We start from the raw sequence: 16,576 nt of genomic DNA, 5'->3' as shown, positions 1-16,576 counted from the left end.
CCGTAGGGGGATTTTTCGGACTTCGGGGTAGGTCAGGACGGCGCCTTCGAGGTCAGGAACGCAACAACCATGTCGCCGAGCATTGTTCGAAGATGCTCACGATGCGTCGAGTCGGTCAGATCGCGGTCGAAGAGCGCTTTGAAGGTGTACCGATTGGCGATACGAAAGACGCAGTAACTGCTGATCACCATGTGAATGTCGAGAGCATCGACGTCGGAGCGGAATGCCCCAGACTGCTGCCCGTCTTGCAGGATCTGCGAGACCAGGTCGGCGGCAGGGGCGCCGAGGCCGCTGAGTAACTCGGATTTCTCGATGTGCTCGCCGCGGAGCATGTTCTCGTTGGCCACGAGCCGAATGAAATTCGGGTGCTGTTCGTGGTGGTCGAAGGTGAGTTCGGCCAAAGCGCGGACTGCTGCCGTGGGGTTCAATCCCTCGAGGTCGAGTTCACGTTCCTGCGCACGAATGACGCTGTACGCATGCTCGAGTACCGACTTGTACAGCCCTTCCTTGTCGGTGAAGTAGTAGTAGATCATGCGCTTGGTGGTATGCGTCTTGGTTGCGATCTCGTCGACCCGGGCGCCGGCGAAGCCTTTGTCGGCAAACTCCTCGGTCGCGACGGCGATGATGTTCACCCTGGTCAGATCGCTGTTTCGGCGTCGTTTCTCCGGCTTCGACACCACAGAGTTCACTGACTGCTCGGAAACCATGTGCTCACTCTATCTGCCAGCAGTTTGTCGACTTTGCTTGTCGAGTTCACGTCGGGGGAGTAACGTCCAGTGAACTAACTCACTAGTTCGTACATTAGTTTCGAGCGTCAACCCCGAGGTGCCCCTGATGACTCCATCTCTACCGGTTCTGGTCCTCAACGGACCCAACTTGAATTTGTTGGGCCAGCGCCAACCGGAGTTCTACGGGAGAGACACCCTGGACGACGTCGTTTCCCGCTGTGAAGCGGCGGCCGAGAAGTTCGGAGTGGTGGTCGAGGCAAAGCAGTCGAACGACGAGGGCCAACTGATCGATTGGGTCCACGAGGCCAGGGGAAATGTCGCGGGCATCGTCATCAATCCCGGTGGGTACTCGCACACCTCCGTTGCGTTGCGCGACGCTCTGGTCACACTCGATGCCCCCGTCGTGGAGGTGCACATCAGCAACATCCACAGTCGCGAAGAATTCCGTCACCACTCGTATGTCTCCGGCATCGCCGACGCCGTCATCTGTGGATTGGGAATCGACGGATACAGCGCCGCAGTCGAATTCGTCTGCATCCGAGAAGGGAAGAACTGATGAGTGATTCGATCCTCTGCGGTCTGATCGGCACCGGAATCGGAGCCTCCTTGACTCCGATCATGCACGAGGAAGAAGGGCGCAGACAGGGCCTGCCTTACGTCTACCGCATCCTCGATCTCGACGTGATGGGAATGGCGCCGTCGGACATCGGTGAACTTCTCACCTATGCAAGACGTTTCGGCTTCCGCGGCCTCAACATCACTCACCCGTGCAAGCAGTTGGTGATCGAGCACCTCGACGAGCTCTCGCCGGATGCGAGCCGGCTCGGTGCGGTGAACACGGTCCTCTTCGACTCCGGCAAGGCGATCGGACACAACACTGATTGGTCGGGCTTCGGCCGAAATTTCGACGACGGACTTCCCGGAGCACAGCTCGATCGCGTCGTGCAGCTCGGTGCCGGCGGAGCCGGTGCGGCGGTTGCCTATGCAGCGCTCACCCGCGGTGTCGGGACACTGACGTTGGTCGATTCGAGCCTGCCTCGCGCGGAGGAACTTGCACAAACCTTCGCGCAGCAGTTTCCGGCGCAGGTTGTCGAGGCGCGGCACACGAGCGACCTCGCCGAAGTGCTCGGCAACGCAAACGGATTGATCCACGCGACGCCGATGGGAATGGCGGCTCATCCCGGAATGGCATTCTCGCCGGATCTGCTCCGTCCAGATCTGTGGGTAGCGGAAATCGTCTACCGCCCGCTCGAGACCGAGCTGTTGCGTCAAGCGAGGTTGATCGGAGCCCCGACGCTCAGCGGAGGCGGAATGACTGTCTTTCAGGCCGTCGACGCGTTCCGGATCTTCACGGGCATCGAGCCCGACAGTAAGCGGATGCTCGCGCACATGACGGAACTCGTGCACGGCGAACAGACTGCGGCAGCGCTGTGAGTGCCCCGGTCCGGACGTCGATCGCGACGGTATCGCTCAGTGGCACTCTCGAGGAGAAGCTGGACGCCATCGCTGCTGCCGGCTTCGACGGCTTCGAGGTGTTCGAGCCGGATTTTGTTGCTTCGCCGTGGTCCCCGAAGGAATTGCGAACGCGGGCTGCGGATCTGGGCTTGACCCTCGATCTGTATCAGCCGTTCCGTGACTTCGACACGGTGGACGAGGCCCAATTTGCTCGGAATCTTGTTCGAGTGCAACGCAAATTCGAGCTGATGGATCAACTGGGGTGCGAGACGCTCCTGGTGTGCTCCTCGCCCCTGCCGACCGCAAGTCACGATGACGGTCAGTTGACAGAGCAATTCGGAGCTCTCGCCGAACTGGCGTCCGAGCACGGCAAGAAGGTTGCCTACGAGGCGCTCGCGTGGGGTGCCCACGTCAACACGTACGGCCATGCGTGGCAGATCGTCGAGGGCGTCGACCATCCTTCGCTCGGTACCTGTCTGGACAGCTTTCACATCCTCTCGCGCGGTGACGATCCCGCCGGAATTCGCGAGATTCCCGGCGAGAAGATCTTCTTCCTCCAGTTGGCGGACGCTCCGTTCTTGGCGATGGACATCCTCCAGTGGAGCCGGCATCACCGAAACTTCCCGGGGCAGGGCAGCTTCGATCTCAGTGCGTTCGCTCAGCATGTCTACGCCACCGGTTACGACGGACCGTGGTCGCTCGAGATCTTCAACGACGTATTCCGCCGCGCGGACACCCAGCGGACGGCAATCGACGCTCATCGGTCGCTCCTCCATCTGGAAGAACAGGTCGCCGCCGCGAACCCTGCCGCCGGTGGACCCACGCTGTTCACCGCCCCGGAGCGCACCCCGCTCGAAGGGATCGTGTCTCTGCGAATCGCTGCGGGTCCGGCTAAACAGGACCAGGTGCACTCGATGCTCTCTCGCGTCGGTTTCCATCTGGTCGGACGGCACCACGATCACGACTTGCAGTTGTGGCGGCACGGACCGCTCACCGTTGCCGTCGACGCGACAGCGGGCACGGTGTGGACGGCGCCCGGGCTGCCCGCGGATCTGCCGGTTCTCACTCAGATCGGCATCAGGGCAACCGAACCCGAAGTGTGGGGAGAGCGCGCTCTGGCTCTCGAAGTACCGGCGACGCGCGTGCAGTTGCCCGGTTCGAGCGACGAGAACTCCGAGGTACCGGACGTCGTACGCTTGAAGGTCACCGATGCGACATCGATCGACCTTCGTGGCCCCGGCAGCGCTGCAGCGTGGGAATCGGCATTCGAGATCTACCCGCTGCCCGCCGAGCGCAATCGTGAACAGGGCGCAGTGTTCACCGGGATCGACCACGTGGCACTGGCAGTTCCGGCGGAGAGTTGGGACGGCATCATGCTGCTCCTGCGGTCCGTGTTCGAGATGCAACCGCACGAGGGGCAGGACGTCACCGATTCGGTCGGACTCATGCGGAGCCAGGCACTCACGCTCGTTCAGGACGGTGACGGACATACCCTGCGGATCTCACTGAACATGGTGGAGGGCAGTCGAAGCGGGCTGCCGACGGTCCGTCGCGGCGGCGTCAGCCACGTCGCTTTCGCGTGTGAGAACATCTTCGGTGCCGCTGCGTCCATGCAGGACTGGGGCTTTGCTCCGCTACCCATTTCCCCGAACTACTACGACGATCTGGACGCACGTTTCGGTCTGAATTCAGAACTGCTCGACCGGATGCGCAGCGCCGGAATCCTTTACGACGCTGACGCCCGCGGTGAGTTCTTCCACCTGTTCACCCCGACGGTCGGGGGAGACCTTTTCTTCGAGGTCGTGCAGCGAGTGGGTGGATACGAGGGCTACGGGGAGGTCAACTCCGCTGTGCGACTGTCGGCTCAGTTGCGCGCGAATCAGACGTGACCTCGACTCGGTGCGGGTGCGAGTAGATATTCATCGAATCGCCGCGAATGAAACCGGCGAGGGTCAACCCCGATTCCTGTGCCAGGTCCACGGCCAATGACGACGGCGCGGAGACTGCGCCCAGAATCGGAATGCCCGCCATGACGGCCTTCTGGACGAGTTCGAACGACGCCCGCCCACTGACGATCAGGATCGTGTCGTAGAGCGGCACTCGGCCGTCGGTGATTGCCCACCCGATCACCTTGTCGACTGCGTTGTGCCGGCCGACGTCCTCGCGCAGCGCCAGGAGTTCGCCGGTGGCGGTGAACAATCCGGCTGCGTGCAGGCCTCCGGTGCGCTCGAAGATCCGTTGGCTCTCCCGAAGCGTGACCGGCATGGCAGACAGGACGGTGGAGGTGACGGAAGTCGTGTCACCGACCAGGGGATGCCGCGTGGTGGTTCGGACGGCATCGAGTGACGTCTTGCCGCACACGCCGCACGCGGAACTGACGACGGTGTTGCGATCGGTGGTGTGATCGGGCAACGGCACTCCGGGAGCGAGCGCGATGTCGAGGACGTTGTAGGTGTTCGCGCCGGTTTCGTCGACGCCGTCGCAGTACCGGACGACGCTCACGTCGTCGCGGGTACCGATGACGCCTTCGCTGAGAAGGAATCCGTGGACGAGGTCGACGTCGTTGCCTGGTGTTCGCATCGTCACGGCCAGCACCTGACCGCCAACCCTCATTTCGAGTGGTTCTTCGACGGCCAGCGTGTCGGGGCGCGTGACGACCCGATCACCCGAGATTCGAACGACCGGTGTTCGTGCGGTGACCCGTCCCATCTCAGGCGCCTGATGCTTCGAGTCGAACAGTGACGGCCTTCGAGACCGGCGTGTTCGACTTGGCTGCAACGTGTTCGAGGGGAACGAGCGGATTTGTCTCGGGGTAGTACGCCGCCGCATTGCCGCGGGGGGTGTCGTAGGAGACGATGCGGAATTCCGTGACCCGACGCTCTTCGAGTGTTCCGTCTGGTGTTGTCCACTCGGACACGATGTCGACGAGATCGCCGTCGCGGAATCCGAGTGCAGTGATGTCTTCGGCATTGACGAGGATGACCTTGCGTCCGCCCTTGATACCGCGGTATCTGTCGTCGAGGCCGTAGATCGTGGTGTTGTACTGGTCGTGGCTGCGCATGGTCTGCAGAATCAGGCGCCCGCTCGGAGTGGGTATCCAGTGCAGTTCGTTCACGCCGAAGTTGGCTTTGCCGGTGTGCGTGCGGAACTCACGCGAGTCACGCGGTGGGTGTGGGAGCTGGAATCCATCCGGCTGGCGAACCCGGGTGTTGTAGTTTTCGCATCCGGGCACCACTCGTGAGATGGAGTCGCGAATCAGGTCGTAGTTGCCCTCGAAGGCCGACCAGCGGACGGAGTGATCGCTGCCGAGTAGTTCGCGGGCGAGTTGGCAGATGATGGCGACTTCGCTACGTAGGTAGGGGCTGACCGGCGTGAGGCGTCCGCGCGACAGGTGCACCATGGACATCGAATCTTCCACGGAGACAAGCTGCTTTCCGCCGGCCTGGACGTCGAGGTCGGTGCGTCCGAGGGTGGGGAGGATGATTGCGGTCTGCCCGTGAACGACGTGGCTTCGGTTCAGTTTGGTGGAAACCTGAACGGTGAGTTCGCATTGGCGCAGCGCGGTTTCGGTGGCTGCGGTGTCCGGGCTGGCCTGGATGAAGTTGCCGCCCATCGCCATGAAGAAGCTTGCCTTGCCGGCATTCATCGCGCGGATCGCGTCGACGGTGTCCCACCCGTGCTTGCGGGGGCTCGAGATCGAGAACTCGGTGTCGAGCGCGGCCAGGAACTCTTCCGGCATCTTCTCCCAGATGCCCATCGTGCGGTCACCCTGGACATTGGAGTGTCCTCGCACCGGACAGACCCCGGCACCGGGTTTGCCCATCATTCCACGCATGAGCAGCAGGTTGACCGCTTCTTCGATGGTGGCGACTCCGTGTGTGTGCTGAGTGATGCCCATGGCCCAGCAGGTGACGGTTCGCTCGGATCGGGCAAGCGCGGCAGCCGTTTCCTCGAGCTGCGCCATCGACAGGCCCGTCGCCTCGAGTACCGTGTCGAGATCGACCGCGCGGATGTGCTTCTCGTATTCGTCCCAACTGGCGCAGTAGCGGTCGACGAATGCGCGATCGACCACCGTGCCGGGAGCGCGATCTTCCTGCTCGAGCAGCAGCTTCCCCAAGCCTTGGAACAGCGCCATGTCGCCGCCCAGCCGGATCTGCAGGAACTCGTCCGCGATGTCGACTCCGTGCCCGATCACGCCGGAGACTTTCTGCGGATCCTTGAACCGCCGCAATCCCGCCTCGGGGAGGGGATTGATGGCAATGATCTTGGCGCCGTTGCCCTTTGCCTTCTCGAGTGTCGAGAGCATTCGTGGGTGGTTGGTGCCGGGATTCTGTCCGGCGATGAGGATGAGATCGGCGTTCTCGAGGTCGGGAACCGTCACCGAGCCTTTGCCGATGCCGATGGATTCGGTCAGTGCGCTTCCGGACGACTCGTGACACATGTTGGAACAGTCGGGCATGTTGTTGGTGCCGTAGCTACGAATCATCAACTGGTAGAGAAACGCTGCTTCGTTGGACGTGCGACCGGAGGTGTAGAACACTGCTTCGTCCGGCGACGCGAGGCCGTTCAGATGTTCGGCGATCAGTGCGTACGCGCCATCCCAGTCGATCGGCTGGTAATGGGTTGCTCCCGGGGTCAGGACCATCGGGTGCGTCAGTCGGCCCTGTTGGCCGAGCCAGTAATCGGTCTTGCCTTCGAGGTCGGCGATCGAGTGCTCCGCGAAGAATTCAGGCGTGACCGTGCGAAGCGTTGCTTCCTCGGCAACGGCCTTCGCTCCGTTCTCGCAGAACTCGGCGGGCTTGCGATGTCCGGGAGTCTCCGGCCACGCACACCCCGGGCAGTCGAAGCCGTGACGCTGGTTGAGCCTGGTGAGCGTTCGGGCGGTCCGCAAGGCTCCCATCTGCTCGATTCCTCGTTGCAGCGACACCAGAACGGCCGGCACTCCGGCGGCGTAGTCCTTGGGGTGCGTGACTTCGAGATCCGATTCGTCGATGTCTTTCGAGGGGCCCTGGCGCGTCATGTCTCCATACTGGCCCGAACGGCGCGGTACTGCCATCGAATGGGACGGTCGAACTCACCGGAATGCGACATTCATCGGCTAGCCTTACCTACCGAACGAGCGGACTTAAGGGGTAAGAGCATGGATCGAACGGACGCAGGTCGGCTGACCCGGCGCGGATTTCTGATCGGCACGTCGGGAGCGTTGCTGGCATTCGCCGCAGCCTGCTCCAGTTCGAACGACGAGGACACGCCCCCCAGCGGTGACTCTGCGGGATCGATCACCCACAAATTTGGGGCTACCGAGCTGCCCAAGGATCCGCAGCGGATCGTCAGTGTCGGATACAACGATCAAGATGCGATCCTCGCCCTCGGTGGGACTTTGGTCGGAACCTTCGACTGGTACGGCGATTACCCCTACGGTGTGTGGCCATGGGCGCAGCCGCTGCTGAACGGGGCGACTCCCGAGATCATCGGAACCGCGGGCACCACCATTCAGATGGAGAAGGTCGCTGCCACGACACCCGACCTGATTGTCGGCACCTACTCCGGGCTCACTCAGGCGCAGTACGACAAACTCAGTGCCATTGCGCCGACGGTGGCGCAGCCGAAGGAGTTCGCGGATTACGGAATCCCCTGGCAGAACCAGACGACCATCATCGGCGAAGCGCTGGGGCAGCAAGGAAAGGCCACCGAGCTGATCGCCGGCGTCGACAAGAAGTTCGCCGACGTGAAGACGGCCAATCCGGCGTTTGCCGGCAAGACCGTTCTGGTCGGCGCGTTGAAGGGGCCGGGGCAATTCGGGGTCTACGGACCGGAAGACCCCAAGGTGAGGTTCTTCACTGAACTCGGATTCGTGAATCCGCCTGTCACCGATCAGATCACGGGTAACTTCGCCGAGATCAGCACCGAGCAACTCTCGCTTGCGGACGTCGACGTACTCGTCTGGTACGCCGGTGGTGGCTACGGCGACAAGCTTCGGGCGGAATTGGACAAGACCCCGATCTACCAGGAACTCGACGTCGTGAAGGACGGCCGCGCGATCATTCTGGAAGACGCTGCTGCCGAAGCCATGACGTGGAGCACCGTACTGAGCTTGCCGTATGCGCTCGAACAGATTCCGCCGCGGATTGCGGGCTTGCTCGTCTGATCGGTTCAAGGACAGCGCTGTTCAAAGTCCAGGGATTCGGGCAGTCGGCGGTACTCTCGCCTCATGGGTGTACACGTGCGGCCGGCTGTCCGATCCGATATTCCGGCGCTGTCGGCGGTGTTGGCCGAGGCGTTCGAAGATGATCCTTTGATGGCCTGGATGTTGCCGGACGAGGACTCCAGGGCTGAGCGCCTGACGAAACTGTTTGCCGCAGAAGCTCGTTACCACCACTTCGCCGGTGGCGGTGTCGAGGTAGCCACCGATGACAACGGCGTGATCGGCGGGGCAACTCTGTGGGATCCGCCGGGGCGGTGGAAGCAGTCGTGGATTTCCGGGCTCGTGAGCCTGCCCGCAATGGTGCGTGTCTTCGGCAGGGGGCTACGACACGCGGCCGAGGTCAGCTCCGTTCTCGAAGGAGCACATCCGAATTCGCCGCACTGGTATCTCGCGACGGTCGGGACCGGCAGCGCGGCGCGCGGTGGGGGATACGGCAAAGCCCTACTGAACTCCCGGTTGGAGCGTTGCGATCGTGAACACGTCGACGCTTACCTCGAGAGCAGCAAGGAATCGAACATCCCGTACTACAACCGCTTCGGTTTCGAAGTGACCCGTGACATCGTCATGCCAGGCGGCGGGCCGACGATCTACGCAATGATGCGTCAACCGCGGGGCGCGTGATACCAACTAGTGGTGACCCAGATTCCCGAGCTCCACGCAGGCACACCGTTCGACGAACTCGACGACTACATCGCCTTGGCCAGGTTGTCCGGCCTGGTGTTGTCACCCGACGGCTCGCTGCTGATCTGCGCGCGCGCCGTTCTCGACGACAAGAGCGCCGAATACGTGTCCTCGTTGTGGGAGATCGACCCGGAAGGTCGGCGTCCGGCGCGTCGGTTGACCTGGGGCTCGACCAGCGAGTCCGGTGCTGCCTTCGCGTTCGACGGCGACGTGCTCTTCACCGCCACGCGAGCCGTGCCGGGCGAGAGCGATCCGCAACCCGCACTCTGGCGCTTGCCCGCGGCGGGCGGAGAAGCTCAGCTGTTGATCTCACGTCCCGGTGGTGTCTCGTCGGTATCAGCGGCCAAGGCGGCGCCGACGTTCGTGGCCCAGACGTCGGTCATGGCTTCGGCGATCAGCCTCGACCAGGACGATCAGGTGCGATCGGCGCGCAAGGACAAGAAGGTCACGGCGATGCTGCACACCGGGTATCCGGTGCGCCACTGGGACCACGACCTGGGTCCCGATCATCCGCATCTGGTTGTCGCCGAGACAGATTCGAAGGAATCCGTCGAATTGCGGGACATCACACCAACTGCGGGCGCGGCGCTGCGAGAGACGTCGACCACGATTTCCGACGACGGTCTCTTCGTCGTGACAACGTGGACTGTCGGCGATGCGAGTGCCGCCCGCCGATCGACGTTGGTTCGGATCGACACGGTGACCGGCGACCGAACCACCCTTGTCGACGAGGCTGACGCGGACGTCTACAACCCGGTGCTCTCGCCGGACGGAACCAAGCTCGCGTTCATCCGGGAGACTCTCACCACGCCGGAGTCCGCACCGCGAATGACTCTGCAGCTCTACGACTTCGGATCCGGTGCCGTGACCGGCGTGGCCGACGGCTGGGATCGCTGGCCTACCTCACTTGCCTGGCTACCCGACGGATCCGGGCTGGTGGTCACCGCCGACGACGGCGGCCGAGGGCCGATCTTCACCATCGACCTGTGGGGCCAGCCGGTGCGCCTGACAGCCGACGACGCGGCGTACACCGATGTTCGAGTGGCGCCGGACGGCGAGTCGATCTACGCGTTGCGAGCCTCGTACGAAGCGCCCCCGCACGTGGTGCGGGTGGATCTGGGATCCGGTGAGATCACCGCACTTCGTGGACCCGACGCATTGCCGGAGCTGCCGGGAACACTGACCGAGATCACCGCTCGCGCCGAGGACGGTTCGACAGTCCGGAGTTGGTTGGCACTGCCGACCGGCGCCGCACCGCACGCACCGGTGCCATTGCTCCTCTGGGTCCACGGCGGCCCACTCGGTTCGTGGAACACCTGGTCCTGGCGGTGGAACCCGTGGCTGCTCGTCGCCAAGGGCTATGCCGTACTGCTGCCCGATCCCGCACTCTCGACCGGATACGGGCAGGATTTCGTCCAGCGCGGGTGGGGTCAGTGGGGCAAGGCGCCCTTCACCGACCTGATGGCGATCACCGATGCTGCCGTCGCGCAGCCCGAGATCGACCCCAAGCGAACCGGCGCGATGGGTGGTTCGTTCGGCGGTTACATGGCCAACTGGATCGCCGGCCATACCAACCGTTTCGACGCGATCGTCACCCACGCAAGCCTCTGGGCACTCGATCAATTCGGCCCGACGACGGACGCGGCCTGGTACTGGCAACGCGAGATGTCGCCGGAGATGGCCGTCGAGAACTCGCCACACCTGTACGTCGCGGACATCACGACTCCGATGCTGGTCATCCATGGCGACAAGGACTACCGGGTTCCGATCGGTGAGGGCTTGCGACTCTGGTACGAACTGCTCGCCGAGTCAGGTCTGCCCGCCGACGACGACGGGAAAACGGACCATCGCTTCCTGTACTTCCCCGACGAGAATCACTGGGTGCTCAAGCCACAGCACACCAAGATCTGGTACGAGGTGGTCACCGCGTTCCTCTCCGAGCACGTTCTCGGCGAAGATGTCGCGCTGCCCGAGATTCTGGGCTGAACGCGCGCGTGCCTCGTTCGGCTGAAACAGCCGAACGAGGCACGATCGTCTTCGCGTGGATCCGGACCGGACTCAGGCGCCGGGGCAGCGAACCGTGTACGCCCACTCGGTGTGGTCGGGGCCGGTGACGCGAACCAGCACGGACGATGCACCGCCGGCGGGCACGTTGACGACCGCCGAACCAGTTCCCTCGTTGATGTCGTCGCCGATGTATCCGGTGCTGTGGATCAACCGTCCTTCGTACTACACCTCGATCAGGTCCGGGATGTCCTCGGTTTCGTAGCCGAGTACGAACGACGTCGGTCCGCCGCGGCCGAGCTCGTGCTTGGTGCTGGTGATTCCTGCGCCGCCGGAGACCGTCGAGGCGTCACACCGTTGCGTCGGAGCAAACGATCCGCCGCCGCCGCTGCCGCTGGCCAGCCCACTGAGAATGTCCCTGACATTGCCACTGGCCAGGCCGTTGACGATGTCCGTCGCGCTGGTCGAACCGGCGTTCAGGCCGCCGAGGACGTCGTTGAGGTTCCCAGTGGCAATCCCGCCGACGATGTCGCCCACGCTGCCGCTGGCGATGCCGTTTGCGATGTCGTTCCCGATATCGCCGACGCTTCCGTTGATCGTGGCGCTGCCACTGTCGATGCTTCCTTGCACACTTTCTTCGATGCCGGGGGCAGCGGACGCAGTCGCCGGAAGCACGAGGGCAACCGCCGCTCCGATCGTCGCGGCCGCCGCCAAGGTTCGAACGCCGGGACGGCGAGAACTCCAGTTGTTCAACATATTTGCTCCACAGGTAGTTGGTCGGTCGTCCTTCAGAGCGATCCTGTCAGCGGAGCGGATCGGTGAATATCGTTTGTTCGGCTGACCCCGGACTGCGGGGCAGTCGTTCGTGTGCGCCGCGGCGGCCGACGGGCGAATTCGTTCACGACGGGGGAGTCATTAGGATCAAGTGGTGACCAGTGCAGCTCCAGAGAACCCCCAGACCCCCGCCGACGCCCTACCCAAGAGCTGGGACCCCAGCGCTGTAGAGGCCGATCTGTATCAAGGCTGGGTAGACGCCGGGTACTTCCAGGCCGACGCGACCAGCGACAAGCCCGGCTACTCCATCGTGCTGCCGCCCCCGAACGTCACCGGCAGCTTGCACATGGGCCATGCCCTGGATCACACCCTCATGGACGTGCTCAGCCGTCGCAAGCGGATGCAGGGCTACGAGGTGCTGTGGCTACCTGGCATGGATCACGCCGGTATCGCCACGCAGTCCGTCGTCGAGAAGCAGCTCGCTGCCGACGGCAAGACAAAGGAAGATTTCGGCCGCGAGCTCTTCATCGACAAAGTCTGGGACTGGAAGCGCGAATCCGGTGGAACCATCGGGGGCCAGATGCGGCGCATCGGTGACGGTGTCGACTGGAGTCGCGATCGTTTCACGATGGACGAGGGCCTCTCGCGTGCCGTTCAGACCGTCTTCAAGCGCATGTTCGACGAGGGTCTGATCTACCGCGCCGAGCGTCTCGTGAACTGGTCGCCGGTGCTGCAGACCGCGATCTCCGACATCGAGGTGAAGTTCGAGGACGTCGAGGGTGAGCTGGTTTCCCTGCGCTACGGCTCGCTCGACGACAACGAGCCGCACGTCATCGTCGCGACCACTCGCGTCGAGACGATGCTCGGTGATACCGCAGTGGCGGTCCATCCAGAAGACGAGCGCTACAAGCACCTCATCGGAACCACTCTCGATCATCCGTTCACCGGGCGTCAGATTCCGATCATCGCGGACGACTACGTCGACCCCGAGTTCGGAACCGGCGCAGTGAAGATCACGCCGGCTCACGACCCCAACGACTTCGAGATGGGCCTGCGGCACAACCTGCCGATGCCCACCATCATGGACAAGACCGGCAAGATCGCCGACACGGGAACCGAATTCGACGGTATGGACCGCTTCGAGGCTCGCGTCAAGGTTCGCGAAGCTCTCGCCGAGCAGGGCCGCGTCGTCGCCGAGAAGCGCCCGTACCTGCACAGCGTCGGGCACTCCGAGCGCAGTGGCGAGGCCATCGAGCCTCGTCTCTCGTTGCAGTGGTGGGTCAAGGTCGAGACGCTCGCCAAGGCTGCGGGTGACGCGGTTCGCAACGGGGACACCGTCATTCACCCGGCGAGCCAGGAACCGCGATGGTTCGACTGGGTCGACAACATGCACGACTGGTGCATTTCCCGCCAGCTCTGGTGGGGTCACCGCATTCCGGTCTGGTACGGCCCCGAGGGTGAAGTTGCGTGCTTCGGTCCCGACGAAACGGCACCGGAAGGCTGGGTCCAGGATCCCGACGTCCTCGACACCTGGTTCTCCTCGGGACTGTGGCCCTTCTCGACGATGGGCTGGCCCGACAACACGCCCGAACTCGAAAAGTTCTATCCCACCAGCGTTCTCGTCACCGGCTACGACATCCTGTTCTTCTGGGTCGCCCGCATGATGATGTTCGGCACCTACGTGTCCGAGGACGAGTCGATCACCGCCGGTCCGGGTAAGTCCGGCGCGCAGATGCCGTTCAAGGACGTGTTCCTGCACGGACTGGTCCGCGATCAGTACGGCAAGAAGATGTCGAAGTCTCGCGGCAACGGTATCGACCCACTCGACTGGGTCGATCGTTTCGGCGCCGACGCCCTGCGATTCACACTCGCACGCGGCGCCAACCCGGGCAGTGACCTTTCCGTCGGTGAGGATTCGGCGCAGTCCTCGCGCAACTTCGCGACCAAGTTGTTCAACGCGACCAAGTTCGCTCTGATGAACGGCGCTGCTCCCGCGCCGCTGCCCGCTCGAAGCGAACTGACCGACGCCGATCGTTGGATCCTCGACCGTCTCGACACGGTCCAGGCCGAGGCGGACGCCGCATTCGATCGCTACGAGTTCAGCAAGGCGTGCGAAGGCTTGTTCCACTTCGCGTGGGACGAGGTCTGTGACTGGTACCTCGAACTCGCCAAGGTGCAGTTCGCCGCCGACGAGGCTGTCGCCGCGAACACCCGCGCCGTGCTCGGCAACGTTCTCGATGCACTGCTCCGCCTCCTGCACCCGGTCATTCCGTTCGTGACCGAAACCCTGTGGAAGGTGCTCACCGGTGGTGAATCCGTCGTCGTCGCCGACTGGCCGACGTTGTCCGGTGTGGCCGTCGACACCCAGGCCGCCACCAGGATCGAAGACACCCAGAAGCTGATCACCGAGGTGCGACGTTTCCGAAACGATCAGGGGCTCAAGCCTTCCCAGAAGGTTCCGGCTCGTGCGTCCGGGCTCTCGGAGGCAGGCATGGACGGCCAGTTCGCCTACGTGGCGGCGCTTGCCAAGCTGACCGAACCCGAAGAGGGATTCACCGCGTCGATCTCCGTCGAGGTGCGTCTGAGCCAGGGCACCGTCACGGTCGACATCGACACCTCGGGCACCATCGACCTCGGCGCGGAGAAGAAGCGGCTCGAAAAGGACCTCGCCGCAGCGCAGAAGGAGCTCGTCACCGCTGACAACAAGCTGGCGAACGAGGCCTTCCTGGCGAAGGCGCCCGACGCCGTCGTCGACAAGATCAAGACACGTCGCCAGATCGCCGTCGAAGAGATCGAGCGCATCACAGGACGTCTGAAGGAGTTGGCCGACAAGTGAGTTCGTACGAGCCGTCCCAATTCGACGCTCAGAGTTCGGTTCCGACCCCGGTCGACATCGCCGAACTGGCGCTGGTGGAAGCAGAACTCGACAAGCGTTGGCCTGAGACCAAGATCGAGCCGTCACTGACTCGTATCGAGGCGCTCATGGATGTCCTGGGCTCACCGCAGCACAACTATCCGTCGGTGCACGTCACGGGAACCAACGGCAAGACGTCGGTGACGCGCATGATCGACTCCTTGATGAGCGCTCTGCATCGTCGTACCGGCCGAACCACCAGCCCTCATCTGCAGATCGCGACCGAGCGGATCAGCATCGACGGTCATCCGATCTCCCCGCGGCTCTACGTGGACACGTTCCGCGAGATCGAACCGTACGTGCAGATGATCGACGCACAGTCGCAGGAAGCCGGGGGACCGGCGATGAGCAAGTTCGAAGTGCTCACTGCGATGGCCTATGCGGCATTCGCGGAGGCTCCGGTGGACGTCGCCGTGGTCGAGGTCGGCCTCGGCGGACGCTGGGACGCCACGAACGTGATCGACGGACAGGTCGCGGTGATCACGCCGATCAGCCTCGATCACGCCGAGTACCTGGGCACCGACCTGGCCGGAATCGCGGAGGAGAAGGCCGGGATCATCAAGAAGGGCCGCGAGGACCTGGTTCCGGTGGACACCGTCGCGATCATCGCCGAGCAGACTCCAGAAGTGATGGAGGTATTGCTGCGGCGAGCAGTCGAGGTCGAGGCCGCGGTCGCGCGTGAAGGCTCGGAGTTCAAGGTGCTTGCTCGCCAGATCGCGGTAGGCGGACAGCAGCTCGAACTTCAAGGCTTGAGTGGCGTGTACACCGACATTTTCCTCCCCCTTCACGGTGAGCATCAGGCGCGCAACGCCGCGCTCGCGCTCGCTGCCGTCGAAGCGTTCTTCGGTGCCGGTCCGGATCGACAACTGGATCAGGACGCTATCCGCAACGGGTTCGCCTCGATCGTCAATCCCGGTCGCCTCGAACGTGTTCGGAGTGCGCCGACGGTCTTTCTCGACGCCGCCCACAATCCAGACGGCGCCCGCGCTCTCGCCGCCGCACTTTCCGCCGAGTTCGACTTCCGCAAGCTCGTGGGAGTGGTCAGCGTCATGGCGGACAAGGACGTCGACGCCATCTTGACCGCATTCGAATCCGTCTTCGACGAGATCGTCGTCACCCACAACGGGTCACCCCGGGCGATGGATGTCGAGGAGCTGGCGAACATTGCCGTCGCGAAGTTCGGCGACGAGCGCGTCGTCGTGGCGCCGGTGCTTGCCGACGCGTTGGAAGTCGCGATCGAAATCGCCGAGCAGGTCGCCGAACCCGGCGAAGCCGTATCAGGGGCAGGTGTGGTGGTGACGGGATCCGTCGTGACCGCAGGCGCCGCCCGCACGCTGTTCGGAAAGGACCCCGCGTGAGTACCCCGTCAGATGCCAATCCCGAGTCCGGAGGCCACGAGCCCGGAGACCCCGAGTCCGGAGACACTGCCGGCGAGTTCGGGCCTCCGACCAAGGACCCCTGGAAAAGTTTCCGCGGAGTGATGGCCGGAACCCTGATCCTCGAGGCGATCGTCGTGCTGCTGGCTTTGCCGGTTGTCGCGGTCGTCGGCGGTGGCCTCACCGCGGCCTCCGCGGGATTCATCATCGGGTTGGCGGTACTGATGATTCTGGGAGCCGGCGTCCAGGGCAAGCCGTGGGCGATGGGGTTCAACGTCGCGCTGCAGGTGATTCTTCTATTCGGATTCTTCGTCCACCCGTCGATTGCCGGTGTGGCGATCACCTTCGGGATCGTCTGGGGATACCTCGTCTACCTGCAGAGAGACATCAAGCGCCGGATGGACAAGGGCCTGCTTCCCGGCCAGCGGGACTGACCATT

At 63.6% G+C, this 16,576-nt stretch carries 14 protein-coding genes; 9 read left to right on the top strand and 5 right to left on the bottom strand.

Annotation, left to right across the window (positions count from 1 at the left end):
* Positions 1-32: 32 nt before the first annotated feature.
* Entirely contained in the window at positions 33-707 is a 675-nt protein-coding gene (locus ACKAMS_RS12190) for a TetR family transcriptional regulator (protein ID WP_042952259.1), read from the bottom strand.
* Positions 708-834: 127 nt separating this feature from the next.
* On the opposite strand from ACKAMS_RS12190, the gene aroQ reads away from it, so the two are divergent.
* Genes aroQ through ACKAMS_RS12175 form a run of 3 tightly spaced genes read left to right on the top strand, consistent with a single transcriptional unit; the run spans position 835 to position 4,072 of the window.
* Positions 835-1,284, top strand: coding sequence for a type II 3-dehydroquinate dehydratase (gene aroQ, locus ACKAMS_RS12185; protein WP_408989081.1), 450 nt, complete (start codon positions 835-837; stop codon positions 1,282-1,284).
* A complete protein-coding gene (locus ACKAMS_RS12180) occupies positions 1,284-2,162 on the top strand; it encodes a shikimate dehydrogenase (RefSeq protein ID WP_021333420.1) in 879 nt (292 codons plus the stop codon). Before aroQ ends, ACKAMS_RS12180 begins: the two co-directional genes overlap by 1 nt.
* Positions 2,159-4,072: a sugar phosphate isomerase/epimerase and 4-hydroxyphenylpyruvate domain-containing protein gene (locus tag ACKAMS_RS12175; protein ID WP_020908230.1), complete on the top strand. Its 1,914-nt coding sequence runs from the start codon at positions 2,159-2,161 to the stop codon at positions 4,070-4,072. The genes ACKAMS_RS12180 and ACKAMS_RS12175 overlap by 4 nt, the downstream gene beginning before the upstream one ends.
* Here ACKAMS_RS12175 and fdhD read toward each other — a convergent pair.
* Positions 4,023-4,892 (bottom strand): formate dehydrogenase accessory sulfurtransferase FdhD, encoded by an 870-nt coding sequence (gene fdhD / locus ACKAMS_RS12170; protein ID WP_408989080.1) that lies wholly within the window; start codon positions 4,890-4,892, stop codon positions 4,023-4,025. The two genes, ACKAMS_RS12175 and fdhD, sit on opposite strands and share 50 nt — an antisense overlap.
* A gap of 1 nt (position 4,893) precedes the next feature.
* Positions 4,894-7,203, bottom strand: a complete 2,310-nt coding sequence (locus ACKAMS_RS12165; RefSeq protein ID WP_408989079.1) for an FdhF/YdeP family oxidoreductase — start codon at positions 7,201-7,203, stop codon at positions 4,894-4,896.
* Positions 7,204-7,323: 120 nt separating this feature from the next.
* Between ACKAMS_RS12165 and ACKAMS_RS12160 the strand changes: the two genes are divergently transcribed.
* From ACKAMS_RS12160 to ACKAMS_RS12150, 3 genes are all read left to right on the top strand, one after another.
* Positions 7,324-8,331 carry an iron-siderophore ABC transporter substrate-binding protein gene (locus ACKAMS_RS12160; RefSeq protein WP_003944558.1) on the top strand — a complete coding sequence of 336 codons (1,008 nt, stop codon included), beginning with the start codon at positions 7,324-7,326 and terminating at the stop codon, positions 8,329-8,331.
* Between the two features lie 63 nt (positions 8,332-8,394).
* The gene (locus ACKAMS_RS12155) at positions 8,395-9,009 is read left to right on the top strand and encodes a GNAT family N-acetyltransferase (RefSeq protein ID WP_003944518.1); all 615 of its coding nucleotides are present in this window, start codon (positions 8,395-8,397) and stop codon (positions 9,007-9,009) included.
* 12 nt (positions 9,010-9,021) lie between these two features.
* Positions 9,022-11,055, top strand: coding sequence for a S9 family peptidase (locus ACKAMS_RS12150; RefSeq protein ID WP_069146890.1), 2,034 nt, complete (start codon positions 9,022-9,024; stop codon positions 11,053-11,055).
* Positions 11,056-11,127: 72 nt separating this feature from the next.
* On the opposite strand, the gene ACKAMS_RS12145 is transcribed toward ACKAMS_RS12150, so the two are convergent.
* Both ACKAMS_RS12145 and ACKAMS_RS12140 read right to left on the bottom strand, forming a co-directional pair.
* Positions 11,128-11,286 carry a hypothetical protein gene (locus ACKAMS_RS12145; protein ID WP_408989078.1) on the bottom strand — a complete coding sequence of 53 codons (159 nt, stop codon included), beginning with the start codon at positions 11,284-11,286 and terminating at the stop codon, positions 11,128-11,130.
* Positions 11,287-11,298: 12 nt separating this feature from the next.
* Positions 11,299-11,829, bottom strand: coding sequence for a hypothetical protein (locus ACKAMS_RS12140; RefSeq protein WP_408989077.1), 531 nt, complete (start codon positions 11,827-11,829; stop codon positions 11,299-11,301).
* A gap of 172 nt (positions 11,830-12,001) precedes the next feature.
* On the opposite strand from ACKAMS_RS12140, the gene ACKAMS_RS12135 reads away from it, so the two are divergent.
* The 3 genes from ACKAMS_RS12135 to ACKAMS_RS12125 are packed head-to-tail and all read left to right on the top strand — an operon-like array spanning position 12,002 to position 16,571.
* Entirely contained in the window at positions 12,002-14,683 is a 2,682-nt protein-coding gene (locus ACKAMS_RS12135; RefSeq protein ID WP_024487630.1) for a valine--tRNA ligase, read from the top strand.
* On the top strand, positions 14,680-16,119 hold the full coding sequence (gene folC, locus ACKAMS_RS12130; RefSeq protein WP_080910044.1) for a bifunctional tetrahydrofolate synthase/dihydrofolate synthase: 1,440 nt from the start codon (positions 14,680-14,682) through the stop codon (positions 16,117-16,119). Before ACKAMS_RS12135 ends, folC begins: the two co-directional genes overlap by 4 nt.
* The gene (locus tag ACKAMS_RS12125) at positions 16,116-16,571 is read left to right on the top strand and encodes a DUF4233 domain-containing protein (RefSeq protein WP_019749071.1); all 456 of its coding nucleotides are present in this window, start codon (positions 16,116-16,118) and stop codon (positions 16,569-16,571) included. Before folC ends, ACKAMS_RS12125 begins: the two co-directional genes overlap by 4 nt.
* The last annotated feature ends 5 nt before the right edge of the window (positions 16,572-16,576 follow it).

It is taken from the genome of Rhodococcus sp. 5A-K4 (genome assembly GCF_046097995.1).
Classification (GTDB): domain Bacteria; phylum Actinomycetota; class Actinomycetes; order Mycobacteriales; family Mycobacteriaceae; genus Rhodococcus_F; species Rhodococcus_F erythropolis.
Note: the sequence above shows the minus strand (reverse complement) of the source record. Positions and strands in the feature narration are given on the sequence as shown.